The sequence below is a fragment of the Trinickia sp. genome (genome assembly GCF_051953955.1).
Lineage (GTDB): Bacteria > Pseudomonadota > Gammaproteobacteria > Burkholderiales > Burkholderiaceae > Trinickia.
On sequence record NZ_JBQCIF010000026.1, the window covers coordinates 164,894 to 181,767 of the forward strand.

A 16,874-nucleotide genomic window follows, 5' to 3' on the forward strand; every position below is an offset into this window, starting at 1 on the left:
GCCGACATCGGCCGCTTGCCGTAGCATAGACACCGACGGCTTCATTCGACTTCATTCCATCCGGAGGGATCGATGTCCATCACGCAAAGCAAGGTGTTCCTCATCACCGGCGTCAGCAGCGGGCTCGGCCGGGCGCTGGCGCAGCAGGCGCTGGCCGACGGCCATCGTGTCGTCGGTACGTTGCGCGATCAAGCCGCGCTCGGCGAATTCGAGCTGCTCGGCCCGGGCCGCGCGATCGGCAAGCTGCTGGACGTCACGCACATCGACGCCATTGCCGGCGTCATCGCGGACATCGAAGGCAAAGTCGGCGCAATCGACGCGCTCGTCAATAATGCGGGCTACGGGTATGAGAGCACGCTCGAGGAGTCGGCGCTGGCCGACTGGCGCAAGCAATTCGACGTCAACGTGTTCGGCGCCGTCGCCATGATTCAAGCCGTGCTGCCCTACATGCGCCGGCGCAAGCGCGGCAGCATCGTCAACATTACGTCGGTGGGGGGCTACCTCGCACTGCCGGGGTTGAGTGCGTATCACGGCACGAAATTCGCGCTCGAAGGGATCTCGGAGAGCCTGGCTCAGGAGGTAGCGGGTTTCGGCATCAAAGTGACGGCCGTGGCGCCCGGCGCGTTTCGCACCGATTGGGCGGGCCGCTCGATGGTGCGCGCGCCACGCTCCATCGCAGACTACGACGCCGTGTTCGATCCCATCCGGGAACGCCGACAGGAGCTGGACGGCAACCAATCCGGCGATCCGGCCAAAGCCGCACGTGCGATCCTCGAGATCGTTGCGTCGGATAACCCGCCCGTGCACCTGCTGCTAGGGCCGGATGCGGTCAAGCGCGTGCGCGACAAGCTGGACGCGTTGCGAGCGCAGATCGATGCCTGGGAATCGCTGTCGACGTCGACGAATTTCTCGTCTTGAGGGGCAGTGAGGCGGTGATGCCGTCATGCCCGCAGCGTCAAGAACGCAAGCCGAACACGCCGTGCCAGATGGTGCTGAACAAGCCCGCATGAGTAGCCTGCTCCTCCTGCGTGCGCTCGTCTTCATGCACGGGTGACGACGCGGTGGACGATCGTGCCTTCCGGTCGTCCCGTGCTCGCTGCGCGGCCACTCGTTCGCCCTCGCCCGCGCCGGTCGAATCGATGCCCTCGCTCGTCGGCGACCCTTGCGCGCGCGCCGCGGAGAGCGCCGCGACACCGTCGGCAATGCGCGCAGCCAGCGCGTCGTCGCACCCGCGGCCGAGCAGCACGCCGAACACGACGTCGCGATTATGGCCGCGCTCCGCAAAACGCATCGCCTGCGCGACGTATTGCGCGTAACGTTCGCGCTCGGCGTTCGCTTCGCGCTCGGCTCGCTCGCGTGCGTGCCGAGCCTCTCTTTCCTCTTGCTCGCGCAGTTTGCTCATTTCCTGCGCGAACACGGCGTCATAAACGCGCCGCTGCTCCGGATCGGACAAGATCGCGTAGGCCTGCTTGACCTCCTGAAACGCATCGTGCGCCGCGGCCTCTCGGCCCTGGTTGCGATCCGGATGCGCGCGCATCGCCGCCCTTCGGTAGGCGCGCTTGATTTCATCGACGGAGGCGTCTTCGCGCACGCCAAGCGTGTCGTACAGCGTCACGATCTTTCCTCGAAGAATGCGGTTGCCGGGCCACCGATGCTATCACCGAGCCCTCCCGGCGACATGGGGCCGACGCGAACAACGCCGCGCAGCGCATATCACCGAAAGCAAAATGTCAGGATCATGCTTACAGGCCGCCCCGACGCGAGCGCGCATCGGGCGAGCGTGCGAATAAAACGCGCGTGCAGCCGATTATCAACGCAGAGGGCTTGATTTCAGCGCGCGGTTCGATTTGAATGACGAGGCTTCGAGAGATTGTCGCGTATTGAGAGACTGCGCGGCAAAGCCGAATCCCGTCACACACCGCGAAACGTTTCTTCCAAAAGCCATTTTCGAGGAAGAAGCCTCGCAGGCCGCGGGTTTCGATGCGAAAACACATAACTTTGACTATAGAAGCGGGCCTCTAAAATGAGCGAAAAAAAGAAAGCGCTGATCGAAACCGCAACACGCCTATTTTCGCGATTCGGTTTCCACGCAGTAGGCATCGACAGAATCATCGCCGAATCGCGCGTCGCCAAGATGACGATGTACAAACACTTCCCATCCAAGAGCCGTCTCGTCGTCGAGGTGCTGAACGAGCAAGGCGCGGCATTGGCGGCAGGCATCGCGGCCGCCGTGGCCGCGCATACGGATGCGCTCGACAAACTTCATGCCATCTTCCAGTGGCACGACACGTGGTTTCGCTCCGACGCATTCAACGGCAGCATGCTGATCCATGCGGCGGCGGAATTTCATGCCGAGCAGAACGAAATTCTGGCCGCGTCGGAAGCTCAGCGCCGCGCCTTCGTTCATTCGCTCGAGCGCATCCTAGGCGAACGCTTCGACGGCGAAACGGCCACTCGGCTCGCACGCCGCTGCGCGATGCTGCTCGATGGTGCCACGCTCGCGCGGCAACTGGGCGGCCGCGTCGATGCGGCGCGCGATGCATGGGAAATCGCCCACGCTCTCTTAGAGAACGAACGCATGCACGTCGCCTGACCGATTCCGGCGCGTGGCGCCGATGGTGAGAAAATTCGGGAGCGTCAAGCCCGGGCGGGCTTGCTGTGGCGCTTTGTGTTCGCGCACTGATAAAAGGTGCTGACGCGCTCGAACTTCGCGATACACTCATTGGCATGAAATGGGCGCGAGGCATGCTGCGCCTGCCTGTCGCAGGCGGCGCCATGCGCGCGCGGCGACAGACGGAAGCCGTCGTAAGCCCGTACAATCGCTTCACCACGACTCGAGGAAACGTTCGATGCGCACCACCGGCTCTTCCGGGGCAATGACCCTGCTCACCGAAATCCACGACACCGGCGGACACGTCGTCCGCACACTGCGGCTAGAAGCGACAGACGACGGCAAAAGCATTCATCTGATCGAAATCGACGAGCGCAAGCCCGGCATCCATCGCGAAGTACGCTATGAGATCACGCCGGCGGAATTGATCGCGGCGATCCGCGCCCATGGGGCAGAATTACCGGGCGAACAGCACGTTCGTTGAAATTACCGGAAAAACGTTCGCTTCCGTCTTTGCTCATCTTCGACTCTTTGTCGGATCAGCCATTCCCGAGTGCTCGCGGCGGCCGTGACTGCCGCCACGAGCGCGTCGGCCATCGTCCCACGCCTCAAAAGATCTGCATGGGCATCGTCACGAGAAGACGGTATGCCTGGTTCGCACCGTCGGAGTAATAGCTGGACCCGACGTGCCATTGCGCGATCAAGGTGACTTTCGCATTCCGCAACGTTCCGCTTTGTACGACGTAGGTGGGAATGAAGCCGAATTCGTGATGGCGCCCGTGCACGGGCTGCCCGTTTCTGACATAGAGCGAGCCGAACGGCGGCGCATTGGGCCCGAAACGCTGCGCCGCTGCCGATGCATCGGCACCCCATCCTTGCTGGGCCCATAGCATGGCCGAAAACCCCGGCATCCCGGCGTGCTTGCCGTCGAACGTATAACGCAGCTGCAATGATTGCTCGTGCGGCGCGTTGTAGTCGACGTCCATCGAATTGACGAGATAAACGCCAGCCGTCTCGTCGATGTAATCGAAAAACTGATCGCCCAGAATCTTTTGATAGCCGAGCAATACGCCATGCGCACCGTGCTGTGCCGACAATGAAACGCTGAAGGCGTTGTTGTCGATCGGTCCTTGCAGCGACGCACCGGTATCGTGCGTCGAGTAGAGGTTCGCAAACCCCGTCAGCCGAATCGACTGAATGGTGCCGACGCCATGCTGCAGCGATGCATAGTATTGGCGCCATACGTCGTCGGCCTGATCGGCATAGAGCGATGCAGAGCCGTTCGCCGAATAGTCCCACGTTGCACCGACATACGACACTCGTTCGAATCGAACGCCTCCGTACGACGTTCTCAGGCTGACCAAATTCGTCTGCCCGCGCGGGTCCACCTTCGTGAAACTGCCTGCTTGCATCGATAGACCGTTCACTTCTCGGCTCAGCAGCGAAGCGCCGAGAAACGTCGGAGGCAGCGCACGATTGTCGTGAGGATCCAAGAATGGGTTCGACACGTCTTGCAAACCGTACTTCAGTACGGACTCCGAAATACGTGCCTTGACGCCATAACCGCCAAGATAAGCCCAAGCCCGCCGGCGCTCGCCGTCACCGTGCCGTCCGACATACACCATGTTGTGTGCGCCGCGTCCGCCATCGAGCTTGAGCTCGCCGAAGGCGGAGGCGTCGAGGCCGAAACCGATCGGTCCGCGCGTAAAGGCCGAATCGAATTTGGCCTGAAGGCTTTCGGCCCACGCATGCCGGCTCACCCCGGCCGCGTGAAAATAGTCGGTGTAGTTGCGCCATTCCAGATCGAGCCGGCTGTCGGCCACGAAGCCAGCACTCGCCGCTTGACTCGAACGTGGCGCGGCACGCGCTTGCGTCAACGCGGCTTCGGCGCCAACGATGGCGCTCGGTGTCGTGGCCTGCTGGGCCATCGGTGGTGGGGGCTCGTCTGCCCAAGCGGTGGCAACGCCTGCAAGCGCCTGCACGCCGCACGCCACTGCGAATACGCGCGACGTCGCGTTGGGGACCCTATCAAGGGAGTGGGGCCTCGACCACGGGCGGTCGAGTACGAGTACGATAGCGCCCGTCGCATCGATGCGCGACGACGCCCTCGCGAAGAGCGGCGTTGATTTCATAACGGCGAGTAACGGTTCGAAGGAAGTGGCCGAAACGATGCAACGGCCGATTGCAACGCGCATCAGAGCACGGGCGCGCCGTCGAGCGCAGCTAGCAACGGTGTGGGGTCACTCACTGATGCCTACCCCGTGTAACGCTCGATGCCGACGCTAGGAACATCGCGCGTTACCGCGCGCAATCCATCCACGGCATTCGGAATCCGCACGCACGACATGCGGACGTCATTCGACCTATGAGGGAGAACTTGATGAATTCGTCGGCTTCGCAAACGAGATCGTTCACGACGGTCTTTTTGGTCGAGATGTGGGAGCGTTTCGGGTATTACGGCATGGGTGCGCTGCTCGTGCTCTACATGGTCGAGCGGCTCGGCTTCGGCGATGCACGCGCGAACCTCACGTGGGGCGCGTTCACGGCACTCGTTTATGCCGCACCGTCGATCGGCGGATGGATCGGCGACAAGATCCTCGGCTCACGCCGCACGATGCTGATCGGCGCCGTCGTGCTCTCGTTCGGTTACGGCATGCTTGCGATGCCGAATGAAGATCTGTCGTTCCTCTACGCTTCGCTCGGCGTCATCGTCGTCGGCAATGGGCTCTTCAAAGCCAACTCGGCCAATCTCGTGCGCCGGATCTACGAAGGCGACGATGCGCGCATCGACAGCGCTTTCACGATCTATTACATGGCCGTCAACATCGGCTCGACGATCTCGATCCTGGCCACGCCCTGGATCAAAGATCGTTGGGGATGGCGCGCGGCATTCGCCGTCTGCTGCGCGGGCATGGTGCTGGGCGTGTTGAATTTCCTGCTGCGCTACCGTTCACTGTCGAACGTCGGCTCGGCACCCGACGCCAAGCCGATCGTCTGGCGCCGCTTCGGCGCCGTTGCCGCGGGCGCCGTCGCGGTCGGTGCGGCGACGACCTACGTGCTGGGTCATAAAGCGCTTGCCGTGACCTGCGTCGACATCGGCGGCGTGGTGATCCTTGCGCTGTTCGGCTACATGATCGCCACATGCAATCGCTCGGAGCGGGCCGGCCTCATCGCGGCTTTGATCCTAGTGTTGCAGTCGATTCTGTTCTTCATCTTCTATCAGCAGCAGATGACGTCGCTGACGTTGTTCGCGCTGCGCAACGTCGATCCCGCGTTCACCCTGTTCGGCACACGCTTGTTCTCGTGGAGCGCTGCGCAGTTCCAAGCGCTGAATCCGATTTGGATCATGCTGCTGAGTCCCGTGCTTGCATCGACCTATACGCGGCTCGCGAAAGGCCGCGGCGACATCAGCATTGCCGCGAAATTCGCGATCGGATACGTCGCGGTCGCGATCGGATTCGTCATCTATGCAATGAGCGGCCGCTACGCCGTGGACGGCCGCGTTTCGTCCTGGTTCATGGTGTGGGGATACGGATTGAACTCGCTGGGCGAATTGCTCGTCAGCGGCCTCGGCCTGGCAATGATCGCGCGATACACCCCGGCTCGGATGAGCGGCTTCATGATGGGCGCTTACTTTCTCGCCACGGGCATCTCTCAATATCTTGGCAGCGTAGTCGCGAATTTCGCGCAAGTGCCGTCGAACGATTTGCCTGCCGCGCAATCGCTGCCCCTCTATACGGAGCTGTTCGCCGAACTCGGGTGGCTCGCGGCGGCGGGTGTGGTGATGTCACTGCTGCTCTTGCCGCTCATGCGCAAGCTGTCGGAGCAGCATCGGCTTGCGTCGAGCGAAGCGGTTGCCGGGTTGGGCGTGCAGAGTGTGGCTGCGGAATGATAGGGGACGACGAGCAGACAAGACCGTCGTCGCTACATCGATGAGCCCCTCTTTCATAAGCCCCTGATGCCAGGGTCGCAGGGGCTTGCCGTTTCAAGTACCCGGAGCCGCGCCTGCTGTACACTGAGTCGTTCCGACCTTCCACGATCTCCGCTCGCGCGCGCGGGTCAAGCTGTCGCGACGCGCCCCGACCGCAGACGCGGCGACCATCGCCACCAGGAACGTACACATGGGGTACCGCCCATAGAGAGATGGCTTTATGAGACTGAATTCAATCGTTCTGGAAAACTATCGCTGCTTCCGCGACCTAGCGGTAACGTTTCAACCGGGCTTCAATGTCATCGCGGGTATCAACGGTAGCGGTAAGACATCGATTTTGAAGGGCATTCGCGAAGCCCTGACCGGCTACGTGGGCGACCTTCACCCCCCGGGAGCCACTCTTGCTCCTTTCGCTGAAGCGACTTCGGCCAGAGTTCAATCGGACGTCACCGCAGGCCGGTATCGGTTCGAGGAGAAATATCCAGTCAATGTACGGGCAGAAGGAAAGGCCTTCGGAAAAGCCATCGGTTGGACGGTGACCAAGATCGATCAGACGGGCTTAGTAAAGTCAGAAGGAGAGCGTCCCGGCCGGGTTTGGCAGTCGATGCAATCGATCAAAGCGCCTATCGGGGCGCACGAAGATCTGACGTTGCCCGTCATCGCCTTCTATGCAGCTTATCGGAGCTGGCCTCCCGCCAAGCCCGATGAGATGAGAGCGGCTACCGACCGTGCATCTCGCATGGATGGCTACCGCCTCTGGTGGGAAGCGGCGTCCGATCATGTTGCGCTCCAACAATGGGCCATCGGCAAAAGCCAAGAGCGCCTGCAGTTGTCAGCTGATAGAGGCGTCAGGTGGAACGATGTTCGCGATGACGAACTTGCGATGGTCAACGTCGCACTCGCAACGGCTGTCGACGGCGCCTTGGGTATCCGTTACGACTTCACATTGAAAAGTTTGCTCATCGAATGGCGCGGTGAAACGCCCCCCACTGAATTCAGGAATCTGAGCGATGGTCAGCGCGTAGCAATCGCGCTGGTCGTCGACATCGCGCGTCGCATATGCCTGTTGAATCCGCACCTCGGTGAAGAGGTCACCAAGAAAACGCCCGGGGTCGTGCTCATCGACGAGTTGGATATTCATCTACACCCAAAATGGCAGCGGCTCATGACCGCTGGCTTGCAAGCGGCCTTTCCGGAAGTTCAGTTCATAGCAGCCAGCCATTCTCCGCAGGTTCTTGGCGAACTTAAGCCGGAGCAGATCATTCTTTTGACCCAGAATGGCATCGCCCACCCAGAGGTTAGCTATGGCCTCGATGCAAGCCGCGTGCTGGAGCAGATCATGGAAGCCAGCAAGCGGCCGATCAAGATCGAACAGGAACTGTCGACATTGTTCGAACTGCTGGAACGCAACGAACTTGCCGCCGCCCGCGATCTGCTCGACTCGCTCAAGCAGACAGCACCGGGGCTGCCAGAGCTAGCGGGAGCCGAAGCGTTGCTGAAGCGCAAGGAGGTCATCGGCCGATGAAACATGTAAGAAAAGACGCGCCGCCTACGGATTTCGATGCCTGGAAAGCGCAAGCCAATGAAGATTGGACGCCGACGTACAACGATCTTCGGGATCCCGAAAAGCGTAACCTTCATAGCGCCTTGCTCGCGGAACAAGGTTCGGTGTGTTGCTACTGCGGCCGCTCTATCAGCCTCGAAGATAGTCACATCGAACATTTCAGACCGCAGGAACAGTACGCAGGACTGCAGTTGGAATACGCAAACCTCCATGCGTCATGCATGCGGGGGCTGCGGCGCAGCATGCCGCGCCACTGCGGACACGCGAAGGAAAACGGCTTCGATGAAGAGCAACATATCGCTCCAGCCGACCCTGACTGCGAACGGCGGTTCATGTACACACTGCGAGGTGAAATCGTCCCTGCGGACTCGGAAGACGAGCGAGCGAAATATATGATCGGCCTACTCGCATTGGAAGCACCGACACTCCGACACCTCCGAGAGGAAGTATTGAGTCAGACGCTTGACCCAAGCTTTCTCGCAACGGCGACTCAGCAGGAGCTGGAGCAACTTTGCGACAGCTTCCGGCGCCGCGACGCGACGGGGAAGCTCCCCGGGTTTGGGCATGTCATAGCCCGCTACGCTGAACAGAACATGGCCCGGACGGCGAATAGCCCTGACGACGATGTGACGCAGCACGCAGGACTAATCGAATCCGACTAAGAATGGAGCGACCATGACCGCCACGTCTCGCACCCGCACCAAGGACACCGCCTCGGCGCGAATCCGCATCGGCATCGGCGGCTGGACCTACGAGCCGTGGCGCGGCCGCTTCTATCCCAGCGATCTAACGCAAAAGCGCGAGCTCGAATACGCGAGCCGCAAGCTCTCGTCGATCGAAATCAATGGGACGTTCTACGGGACGCAACGGGCCACGAGCTTCGAGAAATGGCATGACGAGACGCCCGACGATTTTGTGTTTTCGTTGAAGGCGCCGCGCTTCGCCACGCATCGCCGCGTGCTGGCCGAAGCCGGCGATTCGATCGAGCGCTTCTTTGCGAGCGGCGTGCTCGCGCTTAAAAACAAGCTCGGCCCGATCAACTGGCAGTTCGCGCCAACCAAGCAGTTCGATGCCGAGGATTTCGATGCGTTTTTGCGGTTGCTGCCGAAGCGCATCGACGGACGCGACATCCGTCATGCCGTCGAAGTTCGGCATCAAAGCTTCAGGCATCCGGAATTCATATCCATCGCACGCGAGCACAAGGTGGCTGTCGTCATAGCGGGAGATAGCGATTACCCGCAAATCGCCGACGTCACGGCACCGTTCGTCTATGCGCGCATCATGGGCACGGTCGAAACGGAGCCACACGGGTATTCCGACCAAGCGTTGAACGCCTGGGCCGAGCGCGCGAAACAATGGTCGACCGGCTCGCAGCCTCGAGATTTGAGCACGGTGGACGAAACAGCACCCGAGCATCGCCAGCGCGATGTCTATCTCTATGTGATCAGCGGCTATAAAGCCAGCAATCCCGCAGCAGCCATGGCGCTGATCGAGCGCATCGGAACCGATTGAGTTCAGTGGGCGCGTTATTCGCACGGCGCTCGCGATCTTCATCCGCGTCACAATCGCAATCCAGTTCGCACGCGGCAATCGAAGGCTTGGCGATCGCAGCAGCTAGTCCGTGCTGCTGCCTTCCCCCTCAACTCGCGACAACCTCACCCACCGAGACCTCGGAGAGCATGCGCCAATGACGCTCGAGCGTGCGGGCGACGTCACCCGATACGACGACTGAGCCGCGCAAATGAACGTCCCGACTCGAACTGCCGATCATGATCTGAAATTCACCGGGCTCCACGATGCGCTCGCCGCGCTCGTCCGTGAAATTGAGCATGTCGACGGGCAATCGCACTCGGACGGCACGGCGAGCGCCCGCCGGCACGAACACGCGCTGGAATGCCTTCAGTTCTCGTACAGGACGAACGACCGACGCCACGCTGTCCGCCACGTAGATCTGAACCACTTCAGTCCCATCGCAGGTTCCGACGTTTTGGACTTCGAACGTGAATTCGAATTGCCCGTCCCCGATGTCTGCCTCGCTATTGATCCACTCGAGCGCCCCGTATTGGAATCGCGCGTAGCTGAGCCCGAAACCGAACGGGTAACGAGAGCCGAAGTGATAGGCGACCGGTGTGCCCGCGCTCTTGAGCTTGTGGTTATAGACATAGGGCACCGCACCCACGCTCTTCGGAATCGACAACGGCAGCCGGCCGCTGAAGTTGGCAGCGCCGGAAATCAGCTGAACGAGCGCGTCGGCACCGCCCTCACCCGGTGCGAAAGCGAGAATATGCGCGGCGACCGAATCCTCCAGACCGCCGAGATTGTATGGACGCCCACCCGTCTGAACCACGACGGTCCGTGTGCCGCTCGCCACGACAGCGTTCAATAGCGCCTGCTGCACGCCCGGCAAATCGAGGCTATCGGTGTCCGAACCCTCGCCCACCGTGCCGGATTGAAACAGGCCGGACAGATCGCCCACGAAGACGAACGCCACATCCGCGGATCGAGCCGTGCGCACGGCCTCGTCGATCTGACCAACGTCACGGCTAACCGGCGGGCGGCGTTCTTCTTCGACCGCACGCGCCATGTCCACGTCGCCCGGATAGACGGGCGTGCCCGCGCGGCGCTCGCGAATGATGTCGCACCCCTTGGCATAAACGACGCGATCGCGACCAAACCGCTCCTTGAATGCTTGCCACGGCGTCTTGACCTGCGAACGCGCCTCCTCGCCCGCGGTGATCAAATGCACGGGAAAGCTATATCCGGCCAACAACGCCAGAGGATCATCGGCCGTCGGACCAATCACGGCAATGCGCGATCCAGTGTCGGAGTGAAGAGGAAGCACCTCATCGTTTTTCAACAGGATGATCGACTCCAAGGCGGCTCGGTGCGCCACGGACGCAGCCCGCTCGCTCTTTACGTCGACGCGATCGGGATCCGCGTAGGGATGCTCGAACAGCCCGAGCCGAAACTTTGCCGTCAGGACGCGAGACACAGCCGCATCGATGACGGACATGTCGATATCGCCCCGCTCGATCGCCGTTTTCAAATGCAGCGCGCATTCATGGCCCGGCAGTTCGATGTCGAGGCCCGCGTTGAACGCCAACGCCGCGGCTTTCGCTGCGTCATGAGCCACGCCATGATGCGAATACAGCAAATTGACGCCCGCATAGTCGGCCACCACCAGCCCGTCGAATCCCCATTTGCGGCGCAGCGTGCCCTCGATCAACACCGGGTCCGCGTGGCACGGAATGCCGTCTATATCGTGGTAGGCCGGCATGACCGAGCCCGCATCGGCCAATTTCACCGCCATTTCGAAGGGCAGAAGAAAAATGTCGTTGAATTCTCTCGGCCCGATATGAACCGGCGCATGGTTTCGGCCACCCTCGCTAGCCGAGTGCCCCGCGAAGTGCTTCAGCGTCGCGAGCAGGTCTCGGCGCTCGCCCTGAAGCCCCGTGACATAACGGGTGGCCATCACGCCGACCAAATACGGGTCTTCGCCGAACGTTTCCTCCGTACGCCCCCAACGAGGGTCACGAGAGACATCGAGCACGGGCGCGAGGCCCTGGTGACAACCGATCGATCGCGCCTGCTCGCCGATTGCGCGCCCCACCTCCTCGATCAGATCGGCGTCCCAGGTGGCCGCATAGTTGAGCGGTGCGGGAAACAGGGTCGCTCCTTCGGTCATGAGCCCGACGAGACACTCCTCATGCGACATCACTGGAATGCCGAGGCGCGTCTCCTCGATCATCCTGCGCTGCAACGCATTGAGCGCTCGAACGCCCTCATGCGCCTCCACCGTGTGAGTGCCGAGCGGCCGCGTGACCTGCCCGAGCCCGTGCTCGAGCAATTGATCGACGGTAATCGCCGTATCGCGCTGAGCGAAATCGGAGATTCGCCACGCGTGGTTGCCGTCCGCCGACAGCCTCAACCAGCCCGCATGCAGCTGCGCGATCTTTTCTTCCAGCGTCATTCGTCCCAGCAAGTCGGCGACGCGCTCGGCAATAGGGGCCGCGGCATTGCGGTACATCGTCGCTTGTTCAGCAATATCGATTGGCATGAAAACTCTCGAGTAGATATCAACCCTTTAGCGACCCCGCCATCATTCCCTTGATGACGCGCTCTTGCCCGAACGCATAGACGACGATCAAAGGAAGCGACGTCAGTGTGACGACGGCAAGCATCGCCGGAACGTTCGACGAATACTGGCCCTGGAAGTCCCATATCGCGAGCGGAAGCGTTCGATGTGCCGGTGTCGACGTCAGTACGTACGCAAAAATGAACTCATTCCAAAGCGCAACGGCGTTGTAGATGGCCACCGTGGCAAGACCTGGCGTGGAGAGCGGGAAGTAAATCCGCCAAAAGATCGTGAGCGGCCCACATCCGTCGAGACAGGCAGCCTCCTCCAACTCGCGCGGAATCTGCCTCATGAACTCGGTCAAGATGAATATCGATATCGGCAAACTGAACGCGACATACGGACCGATCAAAGCGAACGCGGTGTCATATAGGCCGATGTTTCGAATGAGCAGATAGATCGGCACCAACGTCGCATGAATCGGCACGATCATCGCGGCGACCACGAGCCCGAACAACGTTTTCCTGAACGGAAAATCCAGCCGCGCGAAGGCGTAGGCTGCCATCGCGCTCAGTAGAACGATCAACAACACCGATAAGCCGACAACGAAGCAGCTGTTCCGCAGATAGATACCGAATGAACCGCGCAGCACCGATTCGTATTGCGAAAAATCGGCGCGCTGCGGTAAAGCCCATACCGAGCTAGAAAAGGACTCCTCTTGCGATTTCAAGCTCGTGACGATCACGAAGAGGAACGGAAGCGTGGTGACGGCGAGCCACACGAGCGCAAGCAAGTACGATACGCCGCGCTTGCCCGGCTCGCTTACTCGCATTCTGAATGTGGACATGGTCAAGCCTTTTGCGAATAACGTTGAGTCGCACGCATGGCGGCGGCCGCAACGAGCGCAACGATCAGGAACATCGCGGATGCGATCGTGCTTCCGTAACCGAGCTCGAACGAACTGAATACCTTGTTGTACATGTAGGTCGCCATGACTTCGGACGCATGCTCGGGGCCGCCGCCCGTCATCACGAACACGAGATCGAAGTATCTGAGCGAGCCCAAAACCGCCAACAACATCGCCGTCCGAATCGTGCCCTGCAGATGCGGGAGTTTGAGGCGCCAAAAGATCGTGGATTCGGACGCGCCGTCCAGCCGGGCCGCCTCGCTCAACTCGGCGGGAAACGACGAAAGACCGGCAAGAAACAGAATCATGTAGAACGGAATGTTCTGCCAACAGATGACGGCGATGGTGGAGGCCAACGAGAAGCGCGGATCGCCGAGCCAATCCTGAGCAAGCGCGTCCAGCCCTATCGCACGCAGCCCCGCGTCCAAGGGGCCGAAATTCGGATCGTAGACGTTCTTGAACAACACCCCGATCGCGACGCTGGACATCAAGAGGGGCAGGAAATAAAGCAGCTTCAATACCCTAGATCCCTTCCCCGCCTTGTCCAACAGCAGGGCCAGCACGAGCGCGATCGGCAACTGAATCAGGACCGAGAACACCGCCAGCACGAGGTTGTTGCGCAACGCTTTCCAGAACACCGCGTCATGCGATAGGTGCATCCAGTTGGCGAGGCCCACGTAGCGCACACCGTTTCCCAACCCGTTCCAATCGAGCAACGACAGACGAAAACTGCCAAAGAGCGGGTAGAGCAAGAACACGGCGAGCAACAGCATCGACGGCGCGAGCAAGATCACTGCGCTCAGCCCCCGCGAGCCCGTTCTGCGTTGCCGATTCGATGCTTTCGATAGGTCCGATTCAACCGTCGCCGTACTCATGGTCACCTCCGGCTCCCAATCCATGCTGTCGGCGGACGCTGATCAATTCGTCGCGCCTTTTGCGGCAGCTTGCATCTGTTCGGCTGCGGCTTCGGGCGTGATCGAAAGTCCGAACAGCGCCTGCGCGAGATCCTTGTGCCGTTCGCCGAGGCGCGGCGGCAGCTCCTGGTCGTACCAGAGCTGCACGCTCGGCGCCTGCGCGATCAGCGTCTGCACGCGTTTCATCATGGGATCGGAAACGACGACGTTCTTGATCGGCGGAATGCGATCGTCGGCCACGCGATCTTTCATGGCCGTGTCATCGGTGAAGGTTTGAATCAACCGAAATGCCGCTGCCCGATCTTGGCATTGCGTCGAGATGCTCAGAAAGCTGTCGCCGACCGTCCCGACGATGTCATGCGGATCGCCCTTTCCGCCAGGGACGCTTGGGAACGGGAAGAAATCGAGCTTTTGATAAAACGACGGGTTCTCCTTCCGAATCGTCGAAGCTTCCCACGTGCCCATCAGCTCCATCGCGGCTCTTCCCGAATACAACAACCGTCGCGACCCGCCCAAGTCGTAATCGAGCCCGTTGTAGCCCGGCGCAAACGCGCCCGCCTTCACCAAATCCTGAATGTATTTGCCGGCTTCGACGAATGCCGGGTCTGCGAAGCTGCCACCAGCGGCTCCGGCAGCTGCGCGCTGAAATACGCTCGGCCCGCCCAGGCGATCGACGAGATACATGTAGTACATCGATCCCGTCCACTTGTTCTTGTTCGCCAGCGCAAACGGCGCAACCCCATGCGCGTTCAGCGCCTTGACCACGTTCATCAACTCGGGCCAAGTGGCTGGCGGGCTCAGGTGATATTTCTGGAAGATGTCCTTGTTGTAGAAAACGACCGCGACGGCGACGTTTTCTTCCGGAATGCCATAGATCCTTTGGTCCGTGGTCACCGCCGACCACGATGTCGGAAGGAAGCGATCGGCAAATGCTTCGTTCTGCTTGATGAACGGCGTGAGGTCGGCTACTTGGCCCGACTTCACGTACTCTCGCAGCCCGCCGCCGCCCCAGGTATCGAATACGCACGGCGGCTGGCCCGCGCCGAACGCGATCTTCAGCTTGGCCTTATAGGCATCGTTGAGCACGTGCGACGACTCGACCTTATAGCCCGGATTCGCTTGCTCGAACCGGGCAACCGCGGCCTGCAGGTTGCTCGGCTCGTTTCCGGCGGTTTGGTGATCCCATTCGACGATCACCTTGTCCGACTGCGCGTAACCCATGCCGATCGACAGCGCGCACAACGTTGCGGCGCATGTCGCGGCACGCGCGAGTTTGGTTGATTTGCCAGCCAGCATCCGTCTCTCCGTTGTTGTTGACGTGATACGTTACCGCTAACGTTATCCGATGTTATTTTCGCTCGAAGAGGGTCGCCATCAGTGTTTACCCGTCGCCATGCATCGCACCGCCTACATTCTGCCGCCCGGCGGCAAGAACGCTCTATTTACGGCCTCGATTCATCTTTTTCGCCCGGCGGCGGAGTCCTGATAAGATGACGTTACCGCTATCGTCGATCGAGCATGATGGGCTTAGGCTCATATGCCTACCGACGCACGCAGCGTAGATAGACCGATCCGCAGCACGCAATGAACGAAATGAGCAAACAGACACCCACCCTTGCGCAGGTGGCGAAAATAGCCGGCGTCTCGCAGATGACGGCCTCTCGCGCGCTCAATGACCGGCCCGGCGTCTCGCAGGAAACGCGCGAGGCGGTGTTGAAGATCGCCGCCGACATTGGCTACGTCGTCAACCGCAGCGCGCAAAAGCTGTCGGGCGGCCGCAACGGCATCATCGGCATCATGACGCCCGTGCTCGACAATCACTATGTGGGCGAGCTCGTCGTCGGCGTCGGTCGGGCCGCGCGTGCTCAGGGATACGAAACGCTCGTCTATACGCTCTTCGACGAAGACCGTCATTCGCACCGGTCCGTCTTGGGCTTGATCAAGCAGTTCACCGATGGCGTCGTCGCCATCTTGCCGCGCGAATCCGCCTACTTCCACGCGCTCGCCGCCGCCAACGTTCCCGTCGTGGCGATCGATCAGCGCGGCAGCCTCGACGAATTTCCCTCGATTTCGGTCGATAGTTACGGCGGCGCCGTGCGCGCCGTCGAGCACCTGGCACAGCTCGGACATACTCGCATCGGCTTCGTGGCCGGAGACGAATCGATCGAGGGGGTGCGCGATAGGCGGCGCGGCTATGTCGACGCGCTTGCTCGCCTCGGGCTGCCGAGCGACCCGAGCCTCGTCGCACAGGGCGATCTCTCGCAGATGAGGGCGTTCGACGCTGCTAGCGCACTGCTTGCGCTGCCGGAGCCCCCAACGGCGATCTTCGCCGTCAACGATCTAAGTGCGTTCGGGGTAATTGCCGCGGCGCGCGAACAGGGCCTCAGAGTCCCCAGCGATCTTTCCGTCCTGGGTTTCGACGATATCCCCATGGCGTCACAGGTGCACCCGCCCTTGACGACGATACGTCAGCCGTTCGCGCAGATGGGGCGCGCCGCCGTGAACACGCTGCTCTCTCAAATGGAAAGCGACGATGCAATCGCGCCACGCATCGTGCTTCCGACTGAACTGATCGTCAGGCAATCGACGGCGGCTGCCCCGCGTCATCGGGCCTCACGCCCCGCGGCGAAGCGCCATCGAGCGAGCGTCTGATGCCTGAGGGATACCCGCATCATCGTCACGGGTTCAAAATAGTCACGGCATGCCGGCCCTAACGGTCCCTCCTCGAGCGCCGTCAGTCCAGAAACTCGGCCGCACGCTGCTTCAATACCGCACTGAATTCATCGAGCCAGCCGATCGACAAACGCCAGCTCTGCCAGTACAAGTCGACGTCGAGATGGCGGCCCGGCGCCAACTGGACGAGCTCGCCCCG

Annotated in this window: 14 protein-coding genes and 1 pseudogene; 8 read left to right on the forward strand and 7 right to left on the reverse strand. The window is 61.2% G+C overall.

What is annotated here, in order from left to right; translation table 11 throughout:
• Positions 1-78: 78 nt before the first annotated feature.
• Complete coding sequence (locus ACTHNZ_RS05470) at positions 79-918, forward strand: oxidoreductase (protein WP_440541496.1); 840 nt, start codon at positions 79-81, stop codon at positions 916-918.
• Between the two features lie 37 nt (positions 919-955).
• Here ACTHNZ_RS05470 and ACTHNZ_RS05475 read toward each other — a convergent pair whose 3' ends face one another.
• On the reverse strand, positions 956-1,618 hold the full coding sequence (locus ACTHNZ_RS05475; RefSeq protein ID WP_440541497.1) for a DnaJ domain-containing protein: 663 nt from the start codon (positions 1,616-1,618) through the stop codon (positions 956-958).
• A gap of 405 nt (positions 1,619-2,023) precedes the next feature.
• Here ACTHNZ_RS05475 and ACTHNZ_RS05480 point away from each other — a divergent pair, with 405 nt between their 5' ends.
• Both ACTHNZ_RS05480 and ACTHNZ_RS05485 read left to right on the forward strand, forming a co-directional pair.
• The gene (locus ACTHNZ_RS05480; protein ID WP_440541478.1) at positions 2,024-2,593 is read left to right on the forward strand and encodes a TetR/AcrR family transcriptional regulator; all 570 of its coding nucleotides are present in this window, start codon (positions 2,024-2,026) and stop codon (positions 2,591-2,593) included.
• Positions 2,594-2,849: 256 nt separating this feature from the next.
• Positions 2,850-3,095 carry a hypothetical protein gene (locus ACTHNZ_RS05485; protein ID WP_206957965.1) on the forward strand — a complete coding sequence of 82 codons (246 nt, stop codon included), beginning with the start codon at positions 2,850-2,852 and terminating at the stop codon, positions 3,093-3,095.
• A 124-nt stretch (positions 3,096-3,219) separates the two neighbouring features.
• Here the strand turns inward: ACTHNZ_RS05485 and ACTHNZ_RS05490 are convergent, their stop codons facing one another.
• Positions 3,220-4,605, reverse strand: a complete 1,386-nt coding sequence (locus ACTHNZ_RS05490; protein ID WP_440541479.1) for an OprD family outer membrane porin — start codon at positions 4,603-4,605, stop codon at positions 3,220-3,222.
• A 386-nt stretch (positions 4,606-4,991) separates the two neighbouring features.
• Here ACTHNZ_RS05490 and ACTHNZ_RS05495 point away from each other — a divergent pair, with 386 nt between their 5' ends.
• The 4 genes from ACTHNZ_RS05495 (at position 4,992) to ACTHNZ_RS05510 (ending at position 9,618) form a co-directional block, all read left to right on the forward strand.
• Positions 4,992-6,503, forward strand: a complete 1,512-nt coding sequence (locus ACTHNZ_RS05495; protein WP_440541480.1) for a peptide MFS transporter — start codon at positions 4,992-4,994, stop codon at positions 6,501-6,503.
• Between the two features lie 259 nt (positions 6,504-6,762).
• A complete protein-coding gene (locus tag ACTHNZ_RS05500; RefSeq protein ID WP_440541481.1) occupies positions 6,763-8,067 on the forward strand; it encodes an AAA family ATPase in 1,305 nt (434 codons plus the stop codon).
• On the forward strand, positions 8,064-8,768 hold the full coding sequence (locus ACTHNZ_RS05505) for a retron system putative HNH endonuclease (protein WP_440541482.1): 705 nt from the start codon (positions 8,064-8,066) through the stop codon (positions 8,766-8,768). Before ACTHNZ_RS05500 ends, ACTHNZ_RS05505 begins: the two co-directional genes overlap by 4 nt.
• Positions 8,769-8,781: 13 nt before the next feature.
• Positions 8,782-9,618, forward strand: a complete 837-nt coding sequence (locus ACTHNZ_RS05510) for a DUF72 domain-containing protein (protein ID WP_440541483.1) — start codon at positions 8,782-8,784, stop codon at positions 9,616-9,618.
• A gap of 127 nt (positions 9,619-9,745) precedes the next feature.
• On the opposite strand, the gene ACTHNZ_RS05515 is transcribed toward ACTHNZ_RS05510, so the two are convergent.
• From ACTHNZ_RS05515 to ACTHNZ_RS05530, 4 genes are read right to left on the reverse strand one after another with little or no spacing between them, the layout of a single operon-like run.
• Positions 9,746-12,163, reverse strand: a complete 2,418-nt coding sequence (locus ACTHNZ_RS05515) for a glycoside hydrolase family 3 N-terminal domain-containing protein (protein WP_440541484.1) — start codon at positions 12,161-12,163, stop codon at positions 9,746-9,748.
• A 19-nt stretch (positions 12,164-12,182) separates the two neighbouring features.
• Complete coding sequence (locus tag ACTHNZ_RS05520) at positions 12,183-13,028, reverse strand: carbohydrate ABC transporter permease (protein WP_440541485.1); 846 nt, start codon at positions 13,026-13,028, stop codon at positions 12,183-12,185.
• Positions 13,029-13,030: 2 nt separating this feature from the next.
• Positions 13,031-13,963 carry a carbohydrate ABC transporter permease gene (locus ACTHNZ_RS05525; RefSeq protein WP_440541486.1) on the reverse strand — a complete coding sequence of 311 codons (933 nt, stop codon included), beginning with the start codon at positions 13,961-13,963 and terminating at the stop codon, positions 13,031-13,033.
• A 42-nt stretch (positions 13,964-14,005) separates the two neighbouring features.
• Complete coding sequence (locus ACTHNZ_RS05530; RefSeq protein WP_440541487.1) at positions 14,006-15,298, reverse strand: extracellular solute-binding protein; 1,293 nt, start codon at positions 15,296-15,298, stop codon at positions 14,006-14,008.
• Between the two features lie 297 nt (positions 15,299-15,595).
• Between ACTHNZ_RS05530 and ACTHNZ_RS05535 the strand changes: the two genes are divergently transcribed.
• A complete protein-coding gene (locus tag ACTHNZ_RS05535) occupies positions 15,596-16,654 on the forward strand; it encodes a LacI family DNA-binding transcriptional regulator (RefSeq protein ID WP_440541488.1) in 1,059 nt (352 codons plus the stop codon).
• A gap of 82 nt (positions 16,655-16,736) precedes the next feature.
• Here the strand turns inward: ACTHNZ_RS05535 and ACTHNZ_RS05540 are convergent.
• Positions 16,737-16,874, reverse strand: a pseudogene (locus ACTHNZ_RS05540) (ArgP/LysG family DNA-binding transcriptional regulator); the annotation flags it as partial.

Coding starts and splice junctions, on each gene's coding strand:
- ACTHNZ_RS05480 (WP_440541478.1), top strand. CDS start 2,024: ATGAGCGAAAAAAAGAAAGCGCTGATCGAAACCGCAACACGCCTATTT.
- ACTHNZ_RS05485 (WP_206957965.1), top strand. CDS start 2,850: ATGCGCACCACCGGCTCTTCCGGGGCAATGACCCTGCTCACCGAAATC.
- ACTHNZ_RS05495 (WP_440541480.1), top strand. CDS start 4,992: ATGAATTCGTCGGCTTCGCAAACGAGATCGTTCACGACGGTCTTTTTG.
- ACTHNZ_RS05500 (WP_440541481.1), top strand. CDS start 6,763: ATGAGACTGAATTCAATCGTTCTGGAAAACTATCGCTGCTTCCGCGAC.
- ACTHNZ_RS05505 (WP_440541482.1), top strand. CDS start 8,064: ATGAAACATGTAAGAAAAGACGCGCCGCCTACGGATTTCGATGCCTGG.
- ACTHNZ_RS05510 (WP_440541483.1), top strand. CDS start 8,782: ATGACCGCCACGTCTCGCACCCGCACCAAGGACACCGCCTCGGCGCGA.
- ACTHNZ_RS05515 (WP_440541484.1), bottom strand. CDS start 12,163: ATGCCAATCGATATTGCTGAACAAGCGACGATGTACCGCAATGCCGCG.
- ACTHNZ_RS05520 (WP_440541485.1), bottom strand. CDS start 13,028: ATGTCCACATTCAGAATGCGAGTAAGCGAGCCGGGCAAGCGCGGCGTA.
- ACTHNZ_RS05525 (WP_440541486.1), bottom strand. CDS start 13,963: ATGAGTACGGCGACGGTTGAATCGGACCTATCGAAAGCATCGAATCGG.
- ACTHNZ_RS05530 (WP_440541487.1), bottom strand. CDS start 15,298: ATGCTGGCTGGCAAATCAACCAAACTCGCGCGTGCCGCGACATGCGCC.
- ACTHNZ_RS05535 (WP_440541488.1), top strand. CDS start 15,596: ATGAGCAAACAGACACCCACCCTTGCGCAGGTGGCGAAAATAGCCGGC.